At 69.1% G+C, this 16,679-nt stretch carries 17 protein-coding genes and 1 pseudogene; 10 read left to right on the top strand and 8 right to left on the bottom strand.

Going from position 1 to position 16,679, the window contains the following annotated elements:
- Window positions 1-109: 109 nt before the first annotated feature.
- Together M8859_RS18995 and M8859_RS19000 are read left to right on the top strand one after the other, a co-directional pair.
- The gene (locus M8859_RS18995; protein ID WP_159927615.1) at window positions 110-826 is read left to right on the top strand and encodes a TetR/AcrR family transcriptional regulator; all 717 of its coding nucleotides are present in this window, start codon (window positions 110-112) and stop codon (window positions 824-826) included.
- A 23-nt stretch (window positions 827-849) separates the two neighbouring features.
- On the top strand, window positions 850-1,272 hold the full coding sequence (locus M8859_RS19000) for a limonene-1,2-epoxide hydrolase family protein (RefSeq protein ID WP_195070975.1): 423 nt from the start codon (window positions 850-852) through the stop codon (window positions 1,270-1,272).
- Window positions 1,273-1,279: 7 nt separating this feature from the next.
- Here M8859_RS19000 and M8859_RS19005 read toward each other — a convergent pair whose 3' ends face one another.
- Window positions 1,280-1,552: a hypothetical protein gene (locus M8859_RS19005; RefSeq protein ID WP_159927611.1), complete on the bottom strand. Its 273-nt coding sequence runs from the start codon at window positions 1,550-1,552 to the stop codon at window positions 1,280-1,282.
- Between the two features lie 150 nt (window positions 1,553-1,702).
- On the opposite strand from M8859_RS19005, the pseudogene M8859_RS37670 reads away from it, so the two are divergent.
- The 4 genes and pseudogenes from M8859_RS37670 to M8859_RS19020 all read left to right on the top strand — a co-directional run.
- A pseudogene (locus M8859_RS37670) lies at window positions 1,703-2,086 on the top strand (DUF488 domain-containing protein); the annotation flags it as partial.
- A 185-nt stretch (window positions 2,087-2,271) separates the two neighbouring features.
- Window positions 2,272-3,657, top strand: coding sequence for an RNA 5'-3' helicase PhoH2 (gene phoH2 / locus M8859_RS19010; RefSeq protein WP_249644619.1), 1,386 nt, complete (start codon window positions 2,272-2,274; stop codon window positions 3,655-3,657).
- A gap of 185 nt (window positions 3,658-3,842) precedes the next feature.
- On the top strand, window positions 3,843-4,430 hold the full coding sequence (locus tag M8859_RS19015) for an LGFP repeat-containing protein (protein ID WP_159927605.1): 588 nt from the start codon (window positions 3,843-3,845) through the stop codon (window positions 4,428-4,430).
- Between the two features lie 102 nt (window positions 4,431-4,532).
- On the top strand, window positions 4,533-5,390 hold the full coding sequence (locus tag M8859_RS19020) for an acyl-ACP desaturase (protein ID WP_159927603.1): 858 nt from the start codon (window positions 4,533-4,535) through the stop codon (window positions 5,388-5,390).
- A gap of 96 nt (window positions 5,391-5,486) precedes the next feature.
- Here the strand turns inward: M8859_RS19020 and M8859_RS19025 are convergent, their stop codons facing one another.
- Together M8859_RS19025 and glpX are read right to left on the bottom strand one after the other, a co-directional pair.
- Complete coding sequence (locus M8859_RS19025; protein ID WP_159927601.1) at window positions 5,487-6,896, bottom strand: class II fumarate hydratase; 1,410 nt, start codon at window positions 6,894-6,896, stop codon at window positions 5,487-5,489.
- Window positions 6,897-7,070: 174 nt separating this feature from the next.
- Window positions 7,071-8,114 (bottom strand): class II fructose-bisphosphatase, encoded by a 1,044-nt coding sequence (gene glpX, locus M8859_RS19030; protein WP_195070977.1) that lies wholly within the window; start codon window positions 8,112-8,114, stop codon window positions 7,071-7,073.
- Between the two features lie 129 nt (window positions 8,115-8,243).
- Between glpX and M8859_RS19035 the strand changes: the two genes are divergently transcribed.
- Together M8859_RS19035 and M8859_RS19040 are read left to right on the top strand one after the other, a co-directional pair.
- A complete protein-coding gene (locus M8859_RS19035) occupies window positions 8,244-8,810 on the top strand; it encodes a DUF4245 domain-containing protein (protein ID WP_159927597.1) in 567 nt (188 codons plus the stop codon).
- Between the two features lie 199 nt (window positions 8,811-9,009).
- The gene (locus M8859_RS19040; protein ID WP_159927595.1) at window positions 9,010-9,513 is read left to right on the top strand and encodes a GNAT family N-acetyltransferase; all 504 of its coding nucleotides are present in this window, start codon (window positions 9,010-9,012) and stop codon (window positions 9,511-9,513) included.
- A gap of 15 nt (window positions 9,514-9,528) precedes the next feature.
- On the opposite strand, the gene M8859_RS19045 is transcribed toward M8859_RS19040, so the two are convergent.
- From M8859_RS19045 to M8859_RS19060, 4 genes are all read right to left on the bottom strand, one after another.
- On the bottom strand, window positions 9,529-9,873 hold the full coding sequence (locus tag M8859_RS19045) for a VOC family protein (protein WP_159927593.1): 345 nt from the start codon (window positions 9,871-9,873) through the stop codon (window positions 9,529-9,531).
- Window positions 9,870-10,145, bottom strand: a complete 276-nt coding sequence (locus M8859_RS19050) for an exodeoxyribonuclease VII small subunit (protein ID WP_159927591.1) — start codon at window positions 10,143-10,145, stop codon at window positions 9,870-9,872. The genes M8859_RS19045 and M8859_RS19050 overlap by 4 nt, the downstream gene beginning before the upstream one ends.
- A 2-nt stretch (window positions 10,146-10,147) precedes the next feature.
- On the bottom strand, window positions 10,148-11,371 hold the full coding sequence (gene xseA / locus M8859_RS19055; RefSeq protein ID WP_249644640.1) for an exodeoxyribonuclease VII large subunit: 1,224 nt from the start codon (window positions 11,369-11,371) through the stop codon (window positions 10,148-10,150).
- A gap of 95 nt (window positions 11,372-11,466) precedes the next feature.
- Complete coding sequence (locus tag M8859_RS19060) at window positions 11,467-12,126, bottom strand: lipid droplet-associated protein (RefSeq protein ID WP_249644620.1); 660 nt, start codon at window positions 12,124-12,126, stop codon at window positions 11,467-11,469.
- A gap of 297 nt (window positions 12,127-12,423) precedes the next feature.
- On the opposite strand from M8859_RS19060, the gene M8859_RS19065 reads away from it, so the two are divergent.
- Window positions 12,424-13,434, top strand: coding sequence for a 4-hydroxy-3-methylbut-2-enyl diphosphate reductase (locus M8859_RS19065; RefSeq protein WP_159927585.1), 1,011 nt, complete (start codon window positions 12,424-12,426; stop codon window positions 13,432-13,434).
- Between the two features lie 356 nt (window positions 13,435-13,790).
- On the opposite strand, the gene M8859_RS19070 is transcribed toward M8859_RS19065, so the two are convergent.
- Window positions 13,791-15,008, bottom strand: coding sequence for a DUF6542 domain-containing protein (locus M8859_RS19070; RefSeq protein ID WP_223520829.1), 1,218 nt, complete (start codon window positions 15,006-15,008; stop codon window positions 13,791-13,793).
- A gap of 465 nt (window positions 15,009-15,473) precedes the next feature.
- On the opposite strand from M8859_RS19070, the gene M8859_RS19075 reads away from it, so the two are divergent.
- Window positions 15,474-16,649, top strand: a complete 1,176-nt coding sequence (locus M8859_RS19075; protein ID WP_195070979.1) for an exonuclease SbcCD subunit D — start codon at window positions 15,474-15,476, stop codon at window positions 16,647-16,649.
- Window positions 16,650-16,679: the final 30 nt, after the last annotated feature.

A 16,679-nucleotide genomic window follows, 5' to 3' on the forward strand; every position in this document is an offset into this window, starting at 1 on the left:
TCTCCTGTCCCGAAATCTGCGTCCATCGGAAACTGTATCCGATGGACGCAGATTAGCGTATGGTAGACACAGTTACGCGGCAAGACGTTTTTCCGGAAGGATCTCGGGCATGCCGACACCAACCGCACTCGAACTGCTCTGGGGGACCGGTCAGCGCCCTAAGCGCGGTCCGAAACCCGCGCTGTCGCTGGAGCGGATCGTCGGGGAGGCCATAGCGCTGGCCGACGCCGAAGGGCTGGCGAGCCTGTCCATGCAGCGGCTGGCCGAGCGTCTGGGCTTCACGAAGATGTCGCTGTACCGCTACGTGCCGGGCAAGGCCGAACTGGTCGCGCTGATGCTGGACACGGCGCTCGGCGCGCCCCCGGAGATGAGCGCGGGCGCGGAGGCGCCGCAGGACGCGTGGCGCGACCTGCTCGGCGAGTGGTGCGAGACGATCTACGAACGTCTCCGTGCCCACCCCTGGTCGCTGGAGGTGTCGGTGGGCGCGCGGCCGGTCGGCCCGAACGAAATGGCCTGGATGGAATCCGCGCTCGCCGCGCTCGCCGGAACCGGGCTCACCACCGCGGAACGCCTGGACACCATCGTCCTGCTCATCGGCCACGCCCGCAGCCTCGCGCAGCAGCAGCGAGTGATGGACGCCGACGCGTTCGAGAAACAGATCGCAGGGCAGTTCGCCGAGATGATGGCCGCCGCGGCCGATCGTTACCCGGCCGCCGCCGCCGCGTTCGCCGAGCAGGGCGTGGTCGCGGGCGGGGAGGGCGCGCTGCGATTCGGCATCGGGCGAATTCTCGACGGACTGGCCGTGCTCATCGCGAGCCGCCGGTGACCGGCGCGGCCTACGCTCGGACCATGAGCGACGAACTCGACCTGAAACAGGACTCGATCACCACCGTGCGGGAGTTCTTCGCCGCGCTGGAGCTGGGCGCCGCCGAGGAGGCGATCGACCTGCTGCACCCGGACATCGTCTGGAAGAACACCTCGCTGCCCGATGTCACGGGCGTCCGCCGGGTGGGTGGCGTGCTGCGCGGCCTGCGCCGTGACTGGCTCGGCTTCGGGGTGGATCTGCACCACATCGCCGCCGACGGCGACATCGTGCTCACCGACCGCACCGACTACCTGCGCTTCGGGCCGGTGCGCGTCGGCTTCTGGGTGACGGGCACGTTCGAACTGCGCGACGGCCGAATCATCCTGTGGCACGACCACTTCAGCTGGGAGAACTTCCTGCGCGGCACGGCCGTCGGCCTCTGGCGCGCCGCACTGACCCGCGGCTGACCCGGTGTCAGGAGTGCTGGACCAAGTAGTCGAGGTAGACCGGCCGCAACACCTCGGCGACCGCGCCGTCGCCGGCGTGGACGTAGTCGTCGAGCATGGGCAGCACGTACTTGATGTCCGCCTCGCTCTCGCCGACATTGCCCGCGGCGGCTTCCGCGGCCGGGATCGACGTGAGCAGCCGCCACAGGAACTTCACGTCACCGCGTCGCACGGCCAGCTTCATCGCCCGGTCGTGCAACTCCTTCGACGACAGCTTCTCCAAATCCTCGTTACCGGACATACCAGCGACTCTATCCGTCGAATCGGGCCACAGCGACCGTGTGGCGAAACCCGGAGCCGCTCGAAGGCCGTGCTGCGACAACTGCCATGCCATCGCAACCACCGCCCGGCCTCCGGGGTGAAACGTATCTGACGATCCGACCCGGACGACGGCACCCGGATGCCGGTCGATCGGCTCGGGCCGAAGGATGTCACCGAAGCCGTGCCGCGGGTCGATCGCTGGCCCGAGGCGCTCGCCCCGTCGACCGAGTTGCGGCGCTGGTTCCACGCCGACCGGGACGCGCGCGGCCCGCAATTCGCCCATCGATACCGCGCCGAACTGGCAGCGCTGGAGGTTCAGCAAGATTTGCGGGAATTACGCGCTCTGGCCGCCGAAGGTCCGGTCACATTGCTGACAGCCGTACAGGATCCGGTGCACAGCCATGTTCCGGGGTTGCTCGACCTGCTGGGTCGAGTGCCCGCGACGTGCTGGTTTACGACAAATTCACGGACACGCCTTTCAGTCCCTGAGCGCGGACATGGGGATCGGAGGTAGCGTCGGGTGTGCGGGCCGCGGCGGTGTGGCTCGTACGGGAGGTCCTGGCCGTGACTGAGCTACTCAGTACGAGGGGGCCGGTACCCGGCCCTCGTGGCACCTGACGGCAACGTCGGGTCCATCAGGACGGACCGGTCCAGCGAGATCGTTCGTGCGACTGCCGCACGGACACAGAGGAGCCCACCGTGACTGCTGCACGCTCCGTTTCCGCTCCCTCGGCGAACTCCAGCTCCGCGAAAGGCGGAGCCGCCGCGAAGGGGGCCCGCCCCTCGCAATTACTCGGCAAAACCTTCGTCATCGACACGTCCGTCCTGCTGTCGGATCCCTGGTCCTTCACGCGGTTCGGCGAACATGACGTGGTGTTACCCCTGGTGGTCATCAGTGAACTCGAAGCCAAAAGGCACCATCACGAGCTGGGCTGGTTCGCGCGAGAAGCGCTGCGCAACCTGGACGATCTGCGCCTGCAGTACGGCAGGCTGGATCAGCAGGTGCCGATCGGCGCCGAGGGCGGAACGTTGCAGGTGGAACTGAACCACACCGATCCCGCGGTCCTTCCGGTCGGCTTCCGCACCGACACCAACGACTCCCGAATCCTGGCATGTGCGCTCAACCTCGCGGCCGAGGGCCGCGACGTGGTGTTGGTGTCCAAGGACATTCCGCTGCGGGTCAAGGCCAGTGCGGTGGGCTTGCAAGCCGACGAGTACCACGCCCAGGACGTGGTGACCTCCGGCTGGTCCGGCATGGTGGAGCTCGATGTCAGCATCGCGCACATCGATCGGCTCTACGCGGAGTCGGTGATCGATCTGGACGAGGCGCGAGAGCTGCCCTGCCATACCGGTATTCGGTTGCTCGGAGTCAGCTCCAGCGCACTCGGCCGGGTGACCCCGGACAAGCGGGTGCAACTGGTCCGTGAACGCGAGGCATTCGGGCTGCACGGCCGTTCCGCCGAGCAGCGCATCGCGCTCGATCTGCTGCTGGACGAGAGCGTCGGCATCGTCTCCCTCGGTGGCAGGGCGGGTACCGGCAAGTCGGCGCTGGCGTTGACCGCGGGCCTGGAGGCGGTGCTGGAACGGCGGACGCAGCGCAAGGTGGTGGTCTTCCGTCCGCTGTACGCGGTCGGCGGTCAGGATCTCGGCTACCTGCCCGGCACCGAGAGCGAGAAGATGGGTCCCTGGGCGCAGGCGGTCTTCGACACCCTCGACGGGCTGGCCAGCCGGGAGGTGATGGAGGAGGTGCTCAGCCGCGACATGCTGGAGGTGTTGCCGCTGACCCACATTCGCGGGCGGTCGCTGCACGACTCCTTCGTGATCGTGGACGAAGCCCAGTCGCTGGAGCGCAATGTGCTGCTCACGGTGCTCAGCAGGCTGGGAACCGGCTCACGGGTGGTGCTCACCCACGACGTGGCCCAGCGGGACAATCTGCGCGTCGGAAGGCACGACGGTGTCGCGGCGGTGGTCGAGAAACTCAAAGGCCACCCGTTGTTCGCGCACATCACGCTGACCCGTAGCGAGCGCTCGCCGATCGCGGCGTTGGTCACCGAGATGCTGGAGGAATACGGCCCCAACGCCTGATCCCCCAGCGCCGTTCGGCGGTGTGTTTCACAGCACATCCGGCGGGTATCATCCGCCGCGATAGCTGTTCGGTATGACCCGGTGACCCTCGTCGATCACCGGGTCATTGCCTGACAATCGGCCGAGGCTACGCGCGATGTCACGGAGTCCGTGGTGTGCCGGTAGCCCACAGCGAGAGGATGGACATGCACCACTTCGCTCGACGAACGGCTGGATTCACCGCAGTGCTCGCCGCCGCTGGGCTGGCCTTGGCCGGGTGCGGCGACGATGACGACTCCGACCCCGGCGCCACCATGACCGGCATGATGACGAGCATCATGACCACGATCGCGAGCCCGACCACCACCGCGGCCGACGACGACACCACCACCACCGAGGGCGGCGCCACGGGCACGACGGCCCCGGCGGCCGGGGGGACCAGGATCCCCACGCCGGGCGGCGAGATCGCCGTCGACGGCGACATCTACGAGAAATACATGGAACTCGGCGGCCCGACCGGCACGCTCGGCCTCCCGAGGGAAGCGGAGGAGAAAGGCCCCGACGACGGCGAGTACCAGGACTTCGCCGGCGGCACGATCTACGAGGCAAAAGACGGCGAACCGCACGTCGTCTGGGGCGAGATCCGCAAGGCGTGGGAAGAGAACGGCGGCGCGCAGGGGCCCCTCGGCTACCCGGTCAGCGACGAGAAGGACATCCCCGGTGGCAAGCAGAGCGATTTCACCGGCGGCACCATCACCTGGGTGAACGGTACTATCACCGTCACGCCGAAGTAACGACCAGGTATTCGGCGTCCGGGGCCGCCCGCGTGGCCCCGGTAGCCTGCCCATTCCACCCATCCGCCCCCGCTTCGCGGGCCAAGCCGCTAGGTTATCTCGGTGCAAACTCTCCTGACCGATCGCGAACTGCTCGAATCGCTCGCGGTGGACGTAGAACTGCTGCTGCGCAAGCACGTCGATGTCGCCGACGGGTGGCAGCCACACGACCTCGTGCCGTGGGACGACGGGCGCAACTTCGCCTTCCTCGGCGGTACCGACTGGACGCCGGACCAGTCCGAACTCGGTGAAACCGCCAAACTGGCGTTGACCGTCTCGGTGCTGATCGCCGACAACCTGCCCTCGTATCACCGCGAGATCGGCAAGTACCTGCGCACCGGCGCGTGGTGGCGCTGGGTCGGCCGCTGGACGGCCGAGGAGAACCGCCACGAGATCACGATCCGCAACTACCTCATGGTCACCAGGGCCGTCGACCCGGTGGAACTGGAGCGGTTGCGGATGGAGCACATGACCAAGGGCTTCCGCCGCCCGGCGATGCACCTGCTCGATGTGCTGGCCAACTGCGCGTTCGAGGAGTCCGCCAGCGCCGTGCGGCACCGCAACATCGCGGCGCTCGGCGAGAACCCCCTGGTCACCGCCATCGCCGAGCGCATCGCGCTGGACGACGAACTGCAGTCGGTGTTCTTCGCCGACCTGATCTCCGCCGCTCTCGATCTGGTGCCGGACCAGGCCGTGCGGGCCATCGCCGACCGGATCGCCGGTTTCGAGGTCCCGACAGTGACGCTTTCCGACGGCCGCGACAGCGACGAGGTGCTGGCCGAGGCGGGCGTCTACGACCGCGCCAAGGAGGGAGAGCTGGTCTTCGCTCCGTTGCTGCGTCGTTGGAACATCTTCACGCGCACGGATTTCGGTCCGGATGGCGAACTGGCGCGCGACGAGCTCTCGCACCTGCGGGACTGAACCGCCGCCTCCGGATCACGGTCCGGCGAACGCCACCTCGGTAGCCCGACGGCTACGGAGGTGGCGTTCGTTCTGTCGCGGCTCGGTCGGCCCTCGTCAGTCCTGTTCCTTCACCTTCGCCATGGCGAGCACGTCGAGGCGGCGGTCGAGCTCCTCCTCGGTCAGTTTCTCGTTCAGCAGACCGCGATCGATGACGGTCTGGCGAATGGTCTTCTTCTCCTTCAACGCTTCCTTCGCGACCGCGGCCGCCTCCTCGTAGCCGATGGCCGAATTCAGCGGTGTCACGATCGAGGGGGAGGACTCGGCAAGTGTGCGCAGGTGCTCGACGTTGGCGACCAGGCCGCGCACGCACTTGTCGGCGAACAGACGAGAGACGTTGGCCAGCAGGCGGATCGACTCCAGCAAGTTGCGCGCCATCACCGGGATGTAAACGTTCAATTCGAAAGCGCCGTTCGCGCCGGCGAAGGCCACCGCGGCGTCGTTGCCGAGCACCTGCGCGCCGACCTGGGTGACCGCTTCGGGCAGTACCGGATTCACCTTGCCGGGCATGATCGAGCTGCCCGGCTGCAGATCCGGCAGCTGGATCTCGGCCAGACCTGTCAGCGGGCCCGAGCCCATCCAGCGAATGTCGTTGGCGATCTTGGTCAGGCTCACCGCGATCGTGCGGAGCGCGCCGGAGGCCTCCACCAGACCGTCGCGCGCGGCCTGCGCCTCGAAGTGGTCCTCGGCCTCACGCAACGCGTCGATGCCGGTCGCGCGCACCAGCTCGGCGACGACCTTCGCGCCGAAACCCTCCGGCGCGTTCAGCCCGGTGCCGACCGCCGTTCCGCCGATCGGCAGTTCGCCGAGCCGCGGCAGTGTCGCCATGATGCGGTCGATGCCCGCCGCGACCTGACGGGTGTAGCCGCCGAACTCCTGGCCGAGGGTCACCGGGACGGCGTCCATGAGATGGGTGCGGCCGGACTTCACTACCGTGCGCCATTCGGTCGACTTGTCCAGCAGCGCCAGCCGCAGATGCTCCAGCGCGGGAACCAGATCGGTGATGACCGCTTCGGTCGCGGCGAGATGCGTTGCCGTGGGAAAGGTGTCGTTTGACGACTGCGACATGTTCACGTCGTCGTTCGGATGGACCGTGACGCCCTTCGCTTCGGCCAGCGAGGCGATCACCTCGTTGGCGTTCATGTTCGAGCTGGTGCCGGAACCGGTTTGGAAGACGTCGATCGGGAACTGATCGTCGTGCTTGCCTTCCGCGATCTCGTTCGCCGCGGCGACGATGGCATCGGCCTTCTCCGGATCGAGCAGACCCAGGTCGCGGTTCACCGTGGCACACGCGGCCTTCAGCAGGCCGAGCGCGCGAATCTGCGCGCGCTCCAAGCCGCGTCCGCTGATCGGGAAGTTCTCCACGGCCCGCTGGGTCTGCGCCCGCCACAGAGCGTCCACCGGAACCCGGACCTCGCCCATGGTGTCGTGCTCGATGCGGTACTGCGTCTCCGTCTCCTCGGTCATGCTTTCGACCCTATGCCGCGGCCGCTTCCCGTGGGGCTGCCACGCCTGAGGTCATTCGCACACGCCGACACGCCGCACCCGGGAATACGAAACGACAAGACGGGTGCCCTCGCCCCTGCCCTGAGAAGTACCTCATGTGCCGCGAACACGCCGCGACGAAGTCGCGGCCAGAAGTCACGGCAGCGGCGGGACCGCGTGTTCGTCGCCGATGAAGTCGACCGAGGAGTATTCGCGCAGCTTGGTCAGGCGGTGGTAGGCGTCGATCATGCGGACCGTGCCGGACTTCGAGCGCATGACGATCGAGTGGGTCGACGCGCCGCCGCCGTAGTAGCGCACGCCGCGCAGCAGGTCGCCGTCGGTGACGCCGGTGGCGCAGAAGAAGACGTTGTCACCGGAGACCAGGTCTTCGGTGGTCAGGACGCGGTCGAGGTCATGGCCCGCGTCGATCGCCTTCTGCCGTTCCTCGTTGTCCTTCGGCGCGAGCATGCCCTGTAGTTCGCCGCCCATACAGCGCATCGCGGCGGCGGCGATGATGCCCTCGGGGGTGCCGCCGATGCCGACCAGGATGTCGGTGCCGGAGTCGGGGCGGGCCGCGGCGATCGCGCCCGCGACGTCGCCGTCGGAGATCAGGCGGATGCGGGCGCCCGCGTCGCGCACCTGCTGGATCAGTTCGGCGTGCCGGGGACGGTCCAGGATGCAGACGGTCAGGTCGGACTTCGACAAGTTCTTGGCCTTGGCGACCCGGCTGATGTTCTCGCCGATGGGGGCCGAGATATCGATCACGTCGGCGGCGTCGGGGCCGACGGCGATCTTGTGCATGTAGAACACCGCGGAGGGGTCGAACATGGCGCCGCGCTCGGCGACGGCCAGCACCGAGATCGCGCCGGGCACGCCCTTGGACATCAGCGTGGTGCCGTCGATCGGGTCGACCGCGAAGTCCACTTCAGGACCGGTGCCGTCGCCCACGGCCTCGCCGTTGTACAGCATGGGCGCTTCGTCCTTCTCGCCCTCGCCGATGACGACGATGCCGCGCATGGACACCGAGCTGACCAGCTGCCGCATGGCGTCGACGGCGGCTCCGTCGCCCCCCTCCTTGTCGCCGCGTCCGACCCACCGGCCCGCGGCCATCGCCCCGGCCTCGGTCACGCGGACCAGCTCGAGTGCGAGGTTGCGGTCGGGCGCCTCGCGGCGGCTAGGTGTGGGAGAAGTTGCCGTCATTGCGGGGTGCCTCCTGTGCGTCGGTACGTACCGGTCGATTGTCTCATTCGGTCTGGCACGGGCGTACACCCCTGCTGCGCGGGTCGGGGTGGGCGGGGCGGCATCGCCGCGCGAGTGGATACTGGGAGCGTGTCGTACCAAAAGCCGCGCATCTTGAACGACTACCGGGATCTGTTCTGGTCGTTGATCCCGTTGGTGCTGATCGCGCTGGTGTTCGCGGGCCTGGCCAGCCAGTGCAGTTTCGCCGCGAACGGTCCGACGCAGGGGCAGATCCCCCATTTCGACGTCGAAGCGGCGCTCACCGCCGACGCTCGTTCCTTGCCGTTCCCGATCCGGAACCCCGCTCTGCCCGCTGATTGGACGCCCAATTCCGGCAGCCGTGAATCCATCGGCGGCACCGGCGGCGGATCGGTCAGCACGGTCGGCTACATCACGCCGCAGGGCACCTACATGCGATTCACCCAGAGCAACGCGACCGAGGAGGCGCTGGCCCGGTTCGTGCTCGGGTCCCGGTATGCCAGCGGCGCCGAGCAGGTGGGGGCGCAGAAGTGGATCGTCTACGCCGAGCAGGGGTCGGAGACGGCGTGGATCACCGACCTCGGCCAGTCCCGCGTACTGATCACCGGTGCGGGCGACCAGGCGGCGTTCACCACGCTCGCCCAGGCGATCACGGCGGCGCAGCCGCTGCAACGCTGACCCGCCCCTTGCTGTCGGCCGCGCGCGACCGCTAGGGTTTGCCGCGGTACGAGGCACGTGCCGAACCGGATCTCGGAGGTCGATGAATATGGCTGTCAACAGCCGTTCTTCGCATGCCCTTCGCCGGTTCGCGCGCCACTGATTCTCCGCATACACCTCGACGCGGACCGGTCTTTTCTTCGATGACCAGGAGTGTCACGTGTCTGCTCTCATTTCCCCCGACCTGCGCACCGAACGCCTGATCCTGCGGTCGTGGACCGCCGACGAGGCCGCCGCCGTGCTCGACGACCGGCGTCGGCCCGCGTGGTCGGCGGACTTTCCCGCCGAAGGAGATCGCGTCATCGCGGAGTTGTTCGCCGCGAACCCGGACTGGCTCGGCCCGTTCGGCCACCGCCTGATCGTCGAGCGATCGAGTGGACTCGTCGTCGGATCGATCGGGCTTTTCTGGCCGCCCTCCGACGGAGAGCTGGAGATCGGGTACGGCGTCGTCGCCTCGCGTCGCGCTCGTGGCTACGCCACCGAGGCCACTGTCGCCTTGACGGCGCACGCGTTCACCGCGCCCGGCGTCCGCGTGGTGCGCGCCGATGCGGAACTGTCCAATCCGTCGTCGGTGCGTGTGCTGGAGAAGGCCGGATTCCAGCGGCTGAGCAGCGCGGGCGGCGTCGCGCGATTCCGCGCCGTGGCCGCGCCGCGCCAGGAATGACCGAGCGGGCTGTCGTCAGCGGTGGCTCACCACGTTGACGACGGTTCCGCTCGGGTCACGGACGAAGAAGCGGCGCACGCCCCAGGGCTCGTCGCGCAAGGGATAGACGACGTCGGCGCCCGCGGCGGTCACCGCCGCGTGTACGGCGTCGACGTCGTCTACCTCCACACTCATGTCGGGCTGGAGCTGTCCGGCTTCCGGGCCGACGAGCAGCACCTGGGCGGTCGGGTTGGACGGGGAGGCCATAGTCACGACCCAGCCGAGGTCCATCGCCTCGCGGAAGCCGAGCAGCCGGTAGAACTCGCGACTGGCGGCCAGGTCGGTGGTGCGGACGTCCGGCGTGGCGCGGCGGATGGTCATTCCCGCTGTTCCAGGTCGGTGCGGTGCAGTGCGTCCTCGACGCGCTTGCGCGCCCCTGCCAGATGTTCTTCGCAGCGGTTGGCCAGCGCCTCACCGCGTTCCCACAGTGCGAGGGACTCGTCGAGGTCGAGGCCGCCTTGTTCGAGGATCTTGACGACGTTGACCAGTTCGTCGCGCGCGCGTTCGTAGCCGAAACCGGCGATCTCGGCCGAATCGTCGGCCGGGTCGGCTCCCGCCCCGTTCTTCCCCGCGGACTTGCCGGATTCGGCCAAGGTCAGTTCCTCCCGGTGTCGGTGTGCTTCGCGCCGAGCGCCTGAGTGCCGAGCGCGGCGGCCGTGACGGCGCCGTCGGCGACCCGGATGCGCAGCTGGCTGCCGGCCGGCGCGTCCTCGATCGAGCGCACCACCTCCCGTTCCCGGCCGGTGACGCGCTGTACGACAGCGTAACCACGGGCCAGTGTGGCGGCCGGGCCCACGGCGGTGAGTTTCTCGCGCAGATGCCGGGTGGCCGTGGATTCGGTTCGGAGGACTTGCTCGATGAAGCGGCGCGCGGCGGCGCGCAGGCGTTCGACCTCTTCCTGGCGGCGATCGATCTCGCGCAGCGGGTCGGCCAGCACGGGCCGCGACCGCAGCTGGGCCAGCGCCCTGGTCTCCCGGTCGACCCAGCCGCGCAGCGCGGCGGCGCTGCGTTCCCGCAGCTCACGGATGCAGGCCAGTTCGGCGGCGGCGTCGGGGACGATCCGCTTGGCGGCATCGGTGGGGGTCGCCGCGCGCAGGTCCGCGACCAGGTCGCTGAGGGGGTTGTCCGGTTCGTGGCCGATCGCGCTGACGATCGGCGTGGTCGCGGCCACGATCGCGCGGCACAGCGCCTCGTCGGAGAAGGGCAGCAGGTCTTCCACGCTGCCGCCGCCGCGCGCGAGGACGATCACCTCGACAGCCGGGTGACGATCGAGCTCGGCCAGCGCCGTGAGCATCTGCGGCACCGCCGTCGGCCCCTGCACGGCTGTGTTGCGGATTTCGAAACGCACCGCGGGCCAGCGATTGCGGGCGACGCTCAGCACGTCGCGCTCCGCGGCGCTGGCGCGGCCGGTGATCAAGCCGATCGTTCCGGGCAGGAAGGGGATCGGGCGTTTGAGCCGGGGATCGAACAGGCCCTCGGCCGCCAGCAGCGCCTTCAACCGTTCGATGCGGGCCAGGAGTTCGCCGATGCCGACCGGCCGGATCTCCAGCACGCGCAACGAGATCGTGCCGCGCCCGGTGAAGAACGAGAGCTTGCCGTAGACGACCACCCGGCTGCCCTCTTGCAAGGGAACGGGGGAGCTGCGGATGAGGTCCGGGTCGCAGGTCACCGACAGCGACATGTCGGCCGATGGGTCGCGCAGCACCAGGAACGCGGTGCGGGTGCCCGGACGGAGATTGATCTGGGTGATCTGACCCTCTACCCAGATGCTGCCGAGCCGGTCGATCCACTGGGCGACCTTCATGGACACCGAGCGCACCGGCCAGGGGTGCGCGGCGGAATTGGCCGGCGCGGCGGCGGAGTGGCCGGAGGTTTCCCGGCCGGCCGTCGGCGACGAAGGTGTCCGGGGTTCGGTCACTGGGCCTGCACGGTGGCGATCCGGTTCGTCAGCATGGTCACGAACGGCGCCCTGGCCCGGGTGTGCTGCTCGTACTCCAGCAGCGCGGTGAGGTCTTCGACTGTCAGCAGGCGCAGCCGGGCACGCAGCTGGGCCAGGGTCATGGTGGCGTAGTCGTAGCGGATGGCGGCTTCCGGTTCGGTGATCCGGGGCGCTTCCGCGACCGGGTCGAGCTCCGATTCCGGATCGGTCGGCTCCGGTTCTTCGGCCGGTTGTTCGGCGATCGTCGGCGCGGCGGCGTGGCCGTTGGTCTCGCCCGCGCGGGCGTCGTCCGCTGGGAAGGATTCGGGCGAGCGGAACGGCTCCGGATCGTCGGCGGTGTAGAGATCGAATCGACTGCTGCGAAGCGGAGCGGGGCTCGGCTCGTCGGCGAGGTCCTCCTCGAAGGTGGCCCACTCCGGCTGCTCGACCGGGCGGTTGGCCAAACGGTCGAATACCGCGTCGCCTTTCAGGGCCAGACTGGTCACGAACTGCTGGACGTGCATAGTCGTCTGCAGCATCTGACTTATGGCCGTGATCGGGAGATTCATTGCCGCCGTGGGTAACCGGCGGGATTCCTCGAGGGCGTATACGGCGGCCCCGGCGGCGACCCGGGCCAGAAAGGGTGGTCGAAACATGGTCCTAGCCTGCCCGAAATGGTGTGCTATGCAAAGGAGGGGTGGGCGCGGTTCGGATATTCGCCCGCAACGGCGCGCGGCCGATCGGCGGGAATTGCGCGACGCTGTGCTCATAAAGCGGAGAATAAACCCAGGTCTCGGCGGGAGTGTCCGCCGAGAGTCACCGCGGCTTGTCGCCGGCTCCGCTGTGACGGCCTTGCGCCGCAGTTCGCGACCCGTCCTCCGCGGATCCCGGCGGGAATGTGACGGACAACTCCCGGACGTGGCAGGGTCCCGGGCCGCACGTATCCTGTGGGCATGTCTTCGGCCATTCCCTTGAACGTCGGAATCGCCCGCTCGGCAGGCGCCGCAAACGCCGTTGCCGACGGCGGGAAACGCGTGCTGCTCGCGGAACCGCGGGGGTACTGCGCCGGCGTGGACCGCGCGGTCGAAACCGTCGAGAAAGCGCTGGACAAACACGGCGCGCCCATCTACGTGCGCAAGGAGATCGTGCACAACCGGCACGTCGTGGAGACGCTGCGCGAACGCGGCGTGGTCTTCGTCGACGAGACCGACGAGGTCCCCGAGGGCGCGGTCGTCGTGTTCTCCGCGCACGGCGTGTCGCCCGCGGTGCACGCCTCGGCCGCCGAGCGCAATCTGCACACCATCGACGCCACCTGCCCGCTGGTGACCAAGGTCCACCAGGAGGCCAAGCGGTTCGCCCGCGACGACTACGACATCCTCCTGATCGGTCACGAGGGTCACGAGGAGGTCGAGGGCACCGCCGGTGAGGCGCCCGAGCACGTCCAGCTGGTCGACGGTCCCGACGCGGTGGACAACGTCAGCGTGCGCGACGAGTCGAAGGTGATCTGGCTCTCGCAGACCACGCTGAGCGTGGACGAGACGATGGAGACGGTGCAGCGGCTGCGCAAGCGCTTCCCCGGCCTGCAGGACCCGCCGAGCGACGACATCTGCTACGCCACGCAGAACCGCCAGGTGGCGGTGAAGGCGATGGCGCCGGAATGCGACCTGGTGATCGTGGTCGGCTCGCGCAACTCGTCGAACTCGGTGCGATTGGTCGAGGTGGCCCTCGGCGCGGGCGCCAAAGCGGCGTATCTGGTGGACTTCGCTCGCGAGGTCGACCCGGCCTGGCTCGAAGGTGTCCGCACGATCGGCATCACCTCGGGTGCCTCGGTCCCCGACATCCTGGTCCGCGGCGTCCTGGACATGCTGGCCGAGCACGGCTACGGCGACGTCCAGCCGGTCACCACGGCCAACGAAACCCTCGTCTTCGCGCTGCCCCGGGAACTGCGCGACGCCCGTCGCTGACGGACGCCGAGCCCGCTCAGATCGCGAGAATGTACGGGATGGGCGTCCCACTCGACGCGCGAGTCGCGTGGTCACCACAACGCTGATCGCCCTCGCGGACCGCGAGGGAAAACCTTCGCGGGAATCGCTCGAATCGTCCGCTGACCACGGCACAGCGTTATGCGCGCCATTTCCGGGTGGTTGCCGACATTCCCGTGCGGCTCGGTACACCGGCGAAGGCTGAGCCTTCGCGCCGAATCGCATCGCCGTATCTCAGTGCGGTGGCCACCGATCCGGTCGGCATGTTGCTGGCATCCGGCACTCGGAGTTCGCCGCGGAGACCGACTTCGGGAAACCGGCTGAGCGGCGAACTCGTTCTACAGATTCTCCGGCCTGCGCCGTTCCGTGCGGCCCGAGTCGCGGTAGCGCACATTGGGCTGAGGATGCGGCGGCACTTCGCGACGGCGGCCCGCACCGCGCGGTGGTTCGCCTTCCGGACGGGGCATTGCCGCGGTGGGGCGGGTGGCGCCCCGGGCAGGAGCCCGGCCTTCGCGCGGACGAGACGGTGCGACGCGCGGCGGGGTGTCGGCGACCTGCGCCGCAGGCCGGCGCGCCGGCCGCGGGGCGGGCTCGTCCGACTCGTCCACCTCGAGTTCGTCGGGCTCCTTTTTCGGGCGGCGGGCTTTGCGGCGCGCCGGGTCCGAGACGCCGCCGGAGGAACGGGCGGGTCTGCTCTTCTTCGCCGACGACTTGCCCCAGCTCTCGCCGCGGCGGGCCGAGAGCGGCCGTGCGTCCTGCTCCTCGCGGCGATGCAAGTAGATCCGGGCGCCGCCGATCAGCAGGACGACGACCGTGGCGAGCATCATCGTCGGAAAACGGTTCACCAGCGGGATCGCCAAATTGAGCAGGATGTCCTTCAAAGAGGTCGATCCACGGCCGGTGAGATGCTGATAGGCCAGCGGGACGGCGACGAAGAGCAGCAGTGGCGGCAGCACCATCGTGCTGAACAAGCCGCGGTAGCGCACGGCGGCGACGGCCGCCACACACCCCAGCACGTACAGCGCGGCGAACGTGCCGGTCAGCTCGGCGCTGCCGCCGCTGGCATCGATCAGAAACCCCAGAAACGTGCAGGCAACCGCGATCAGGATCGCCGCGCCGACCGGGATTCCCGGCACCGACGGCAGGATCGAGCGTTGCGGCGCGGGCACCCGGGATCGCACACGTTCGGAAGCAGCCACGATATGCACACTAGTTGCCGCCGCGCTCGGCGGCGTGGCGGCACGGCCATTGTCCCGGTTACTCGACCGCCTCGGCGAAGCCCACGCGCGCGGCCGGGAATCCACGCGCGCGATCGCGTGCACGCCCTGGTCGGCTATTTCCAGATCGTCCAGGGGTTGGTCGGCATGCGCGCAGGTGTTCGGCGTACCTGGTGAGCTGCTCGGCTCGTACGTCGGGGTCCACGGCGCCGCAGGCGTCCAGGTAGGAGGCGAACGGCGCCCGAGCTGGATCTCGCCCCACCGCCCCGGTCCTGGGGCGCACGCAGCCCGGACCAGCTGACCGATCTGCTCGGTGAGCAGGTGGGAGATGCGCTGCATGCTCGCGACTGTCGCAGCAACCGTTCGTTGTCCGCGGCCGCCGCGAGCTGTGTATCCGCCACCGCGGCGCGATGCCCGGCCCGCGCGGCACGGCTCATCCGGCCGAGGCCGCAACCCGCGGCGAACACCGGCGTCGGTGCGACGAGCATCGGGGCGGTCATGGCGCAGATAGTGCCGTAGGTCACCGACAAGAACGAGCACGGAGCGACTATTCGGCATCGCGTCGGCAACAGGCTTGCCGGCGCGCCGCCGTCCGGTCCGCACACCGTGCGGGATGCCGACAGCCGGAAGCTCCCGCGTCGGAATGCACGGGAGGCAAAGGCATGTGCGGCGATCGGCCTCGTGGCGCATTCCGCCCCTGATCCGAAGCCGGTGGCGGACACGCCGGGCCTCGGCTGGGCAAAACCGGACACAGCGGGCGTGGCGATTGGAGTCTGTCGGTGCCTTGGCCTACGGTTTCGCGGCATGCGGATGCTGCACACCTCGGACTGGCACATCGGGCGCACGTTCCACGGGGTCGATCTGCTTGCCGACCAGGCTCGTTCACTGACCGCCATCGCGGAATTGGTGGCCGAGGAGTCGGTCGAGGTGGTGGTCCTGCCCGGCGACGTGTACGACCGGTCGATTCCGAGCGCCGACGCGATCGCGGTGTGCAACCAGGGATTCGAGGCCATTCGGGCGGCGGGTGCGCAGATCGTGGCCACCTCGGGCAACCACGATTCCCCCGCCCGGCTGGGGGCGGGCGCGAGTTTCGCCGCGGCGGGCGGGTTGCATCTGCGTACCACGGTCGCGGACGCCGATCGCCCCGTCCTGCTGGAGGACGAGCACGGGCCGGTGGCGTTCTATGGCATCCCGTACCTGGAACCGGAGATCACCCGCGCCGAACTCGATGTGCCGCAAGCTCGCTCGCACGCCGAGATCCTGGACGCGGCGATGGCCCGGGTGCGTGCCGACATCGAACGGCGACCTGGTGCGCGAACGGTCGTGCTCGCGCACGCCTTCGTGGTCGGCGGGGAGGCCACCGGCTCGGAGCGCTCGATCTCGGTCGGCGGCGTGGAGACGGTGCCGCTGGCCGCCTTCGACGGCATCGACTACGTGGCCCTCGGCCACCTGCATTCGCCGCAGACGCTGGCGGAGTCGGTCCGCTACTCCGGCTCGCCGTTGCCGTACTCGTTCGGCGAGAACGCGCATCGCAAAGCGGTGTGGATCGTCGAGCTGGACGCGGCCGGCCTCCAGGCGGTGCGCCGCCGGGACCTGCCGACGGTCCGCGGCCTGAGCAAGCTGACCGGCACCCTGGACGAGTTGCTGTTCGGCGCGCAGCACACCGCGGCCGAACAGCATTACGTGTCCGCCGTGCTCACCGACGCCGCCCGCCCGGTCGACGCCATGCGCAAGCTGCGCGAACGGTTCCCTTACGCGGTGCACGTCGAATGGGCTCGGCCCGAGGGGAACCCGGAACTGCGCTACCGTGAGCGGGTGCACGGCCGACGCGACATCGAAGTAGCCCGGAGCTTCCTCTCCGACGTCCGCGGTACGCCCAGCTCGGGCGAGATGACCTGGCTGGAGCGGGCGTTGTCGGCCGCCGTCGCGGAGCCGGAGCAGGCGGCGACGGTGCGCGCCGCCGAGGAACTGTCCGCATGAGCGCGCTGCCGAGGCCGGGCGCGGGCGCGG

Source organism: Nocardia sputi (assembly GCF_023501985.1).